This window comes from Brachyspira pilosicoli (assembly GCF_019402445.1).
Taxonomy (GTDB): Bacteria; Spirochaetota; Brachyspiria; order Brachyspirales; family Brachyspiraceae; genus Brachyspira; species Brachyspira pilosicoli_B.
Genome location: NZ_SRZM01000342.1, coordinates 1 through 3590 on the forward strand (window position 1 = coordinate 1; position 3590 = coordinate 3590).

General features: G+C 29.5%; 2 protein-coding genes. Both read right to left on the reverse strand.

The window, feature by feature from the left end:
* Positions 1-319: 319 nt before the first annotated feature.
* Positions 320-2596 carry a heavy metal translocating P-type ATPase gene (locus E6A48_RS10425; RefSeq protein ID WP_219710138.1) on the reverse strand — a complete coding sequence of 759 codons (2277 nt, stop codon included), beginning with the start codon at positions 2594-2596 and terminating at the stop codon, positions 320-322.
* A gap of 189 nt (positions 2597-2785) precedes the next feature.
* Positions 2786-3346 (reverse strand): hypothetical protein, encoded by a 561-nt coding sequence (locus E6A48_RS10430; RefSeq protein WP_219710139.1) that lies wholly within the window; start codon positions 3344-3346, stop codon positions 2786-2788.
* Positions 3347-3590 lie beyond the last annotated feature (244 nt).

Consider the following 3590-nt stretch of genomic DNA (forward strand, 5'->3'; position numbering starts at 1 on the left):
AAATAAATTTTATTTACATACCCGCCCCTTTATGTTTTCTGCTTAATTTGAAATCATAATTTTAATTTGTTTTACTGCTAAATGATAAATTATAGCACCCGCCCAAATATTAATTAAATTTGCATATCTATTAACGCACGGGAAATAAAATTTTATTTTTTATAAAAATTTGAATAATAATTTATTATTATTTATTAATTTCACACTGCGTGCGTTGAAGAATATAAAAAATATAAAAAAAATAATCCATGTAAATTTAAATTCACATGGATTAATGGAGTAAAGTATGAATAAAAACTAAGTATATTAAAAAATAAAGTTATTTACTAGGTTTAAAAAAGTTTAATCTCAAAGCATTTGTAACAACAGAAACAGAACTTAAACTCATAGCAAGAGCAGCAAATATAGGATTTAAAAGCAAATCCTTACCCATAATAGCAGTTAAAAATCCTCCTATAGAAGAAGCTATTAAAGGCTCTCTAAATACATGCAAAACTCCTGCTGCAATTGGTATACCTATTACATTATAGCAAAAAGCCCAGAATAGGTTCTGTTTTATATCTCTCATAGTAGCCTTGCTTAATTCTATAGCAGTTACAACATCGTTAGTGTTTGATTTTACCAATACTATATCAGCACTCTCAATAGCAACATCAGTACCACTTCCAATAGCAATACCAACATTAGCCTGAGTGAGGGCAGGGGCATCATTTATCCCATCGCCTACCATGGCAACAGTAAAACCTTGTTCCTGAAGTTTTTTAACTTCATTAGATTTTTCTTCTGGAAGAACTTCTGCAAATACAATATCAATGCCAGCTTCTTTTGCAACTGAATTAGCAGTGTTTTTATTGTCGCCTGTAATCATTGCAGTTTTTATTCCAAGTTTATGAAGTCTGTTTATTGCCTCAATGCTTTCTTTTTTTATTTTATCAGCAACTGCTATTATTCCTAAAAGTTTATTGTCATAGGCAACATACATAGGAGTTTTACCTTCTTTTGAAAGTTTATCCATATATGAATTATAATTTTCTGTATTGATATTTTCTTTATTCATTAGTTTGTCATTGCCCATTAAAACTTTTTTGTCATCAACAAATACTTCTATACCGAAACCAGCTATGGCTTTAAAATTTTCTATGTTTAGAAGTTTTATATTTTTTTCTTTAGCCTCTCTTACTATAGCTTCACCTAAAGGGTGTTCGCTTCCATTTTCAGCACTTGCCGCTATCAAAAGAAGTTTATCTTTATCATCAGAAATAATGTCTGTAACATAAGGCTTACCCTCTGTGAGAGTTCCTGTTTTGTCAAACATCACAGTATTTATTTTTTGAGATACCTCTAAAGCCTCAGCATTTTTAAAAAGTATTCCAAGTTCAGCACCTTTTCCTGTACCAACCATTATTGCAGTAGGTGTAGCAAGCCCCAAAGCACAAGGACAAGCTATAACAAGTACAGATACAAATACGGTTAAAGAGAATACAAAATTGTGAAGAGCTATAAACCAAATTATACCGGATATCAAAGCTATAGTTATTACAGTAGGTACAAAATATGAAGAAACAACATCGGCAATATGTGCTATTGGAGCTTTTGAACCCTGAGCATCTTCTACAAGTTTTATAATCTGGGCTAATGCAGTATCAGCACCAACCTTTTGAGCTTTGAATTTAAAACTTCCTGTTTTATTTATAGAAGCACCAACCACTTTATCGCCAACGCTTTTTTCAACTGGTATACTCTCTCCTGTAAGCATTGATTCATCAACACTGCTGTAACCTTCTATTATTTCTCCATCAACGGGAATCTTCTCTCCAGGGCGAACTAATACTATATCATCAACTTTTACATCTGAAATCTTTATCTCTTTCTCTTCTCCGTCTTTTATTATGGTAGCAGTTTTAGGCTGAAGTCCCATAAGTTTTTTTATTGCTTCTCCTGTTTTTCCTTTGCTTCTAGCCTCTAAATATTTACCAAACTGAACTAATGTTATTATAACGGCAGCTGACTCATAATAAAGATTATCTCCATGAGGATTAAGCCCCATAAATGCCAAAACAGTAGAATAAATACTATAACTAAATGCGGCAGTTGTTCCTATTGCCACAAGTGAGTCCATATTAGGCGAACCTCTAAAAAGTGCAGGGAAACCTAATGTGTAAAATTTATATCCTGATATCATAACAGGTATGCATAAAAATATTGCTACTATAGAAAAAACTTGAGGATTTAAATGATGCACCAAAAAACTAGGTATTGGAAACTTAACAAAGCTTACCATAGGTGCCATTGATATATAAAACAAAGGTATAGAAAATATTGCCGAAACGATAAGCCTTATTTTCTGCTCTTTTATCTCTCTTGCTTTTACGATTGCAGGGTCTTCCTCTTTGCCCAAAACTTGATACCCTGCCTTCACTATAACATTAACTATATCATCATATTTAATCTTTTTTTCATCATAGTTAAATACAGCTTTTTCTGTAGCTATATTAACATTGGCTTCTTCAATACCATCAGTTTTTTTTAATGCTCTTTCTACTGCCCTTGAACAAGCAGCACAATGCATTCCTCCTATTTTTAAAGTCATTTTCATATATATAAACCCCTATATAAAACGTAATTAATTTTACTATTTTTTATAAAATGTTACAATAGTCTAACAATATAATTATAATATATTTTTAATAAAATTCAAGTAGGGTATATGGGTATATATAAAAAATAAATAAAAAAGAGACTCTATAATAATATAAAGCCTCTTTTAAATAATTTCTTAATATAATTAATTCTTTTGAAATTCTGGTAAATTATCTGCATCAAAGTGATATGAGTATTGACTATCTCTTATACTTAATCTAAGGGTAGCAGTATTATCACCATTAATCTTTAAAGTTAATTTATATGTAGCATCATTATAATATTCGGTAGATTCATATATATTATCAGATGGTTTATTTATATTCTCAAAAAAGAAAGTTGCTCCAGAAGATATAACTATGCAATCATCATATATTTCAACATATATATTTTCATCTGTGTGCGAAGTTACTACAGCATCATCTAATGTTTTTATATAATATTTAGCAGTACCTGTATACATATGTAAATAATTATCTAGAGGCGGGAGAGGAGGCTTTTCTTCTGTATTATTTCCATTGTTATCTGTTGGATTATTATCAGTATTGCCATTATTAGTAGAACCACTACCATCGTTTGTTGGAGTTTCTACGTTACCTAATTCTTCTTTTTCTTTTATTCCTTGAGTATTGTTTGGATTAGTGTTGTTATTTGAGCATGAAATTATAAATGCAATTACAATTAGTAGAGCTATTTTGTGTTTCATTTTTTACCCTTAATCTTATTCTATATTAAAAATATTATAGTATATTTGAAAAAAATCAATTTTAAATATTGTTTTTTAAATAAAATATTTTTTTAATTATTAATTTGAACGCACGTTAAGCTTATTTTTATATATTAATAAAATTATAATTTTAATATAGTAAAGTTTTTATATTTTAGCTACCGTGCGGTTTAGGAATTTTTAAATAATTATTGCATATATTTTCAATTTTGTTTCCGCACGT

Coding starts and splice junctions, on each gene's coding strand:
- E6A48_RS10425 (WP_219710138.1), bottom strand. CDS start 2,596: ATGAAAATGACTTTAAAAATAGGAGGAATGCATTGTGCTGCTTGTTCA.
- E6A48_RS10430 (WP_219710139.1), bottom strand. CDS start 3,346: ATGAAACACAAAATAGCTCTACTAATTGTAATTGCATTTATAATTTCA.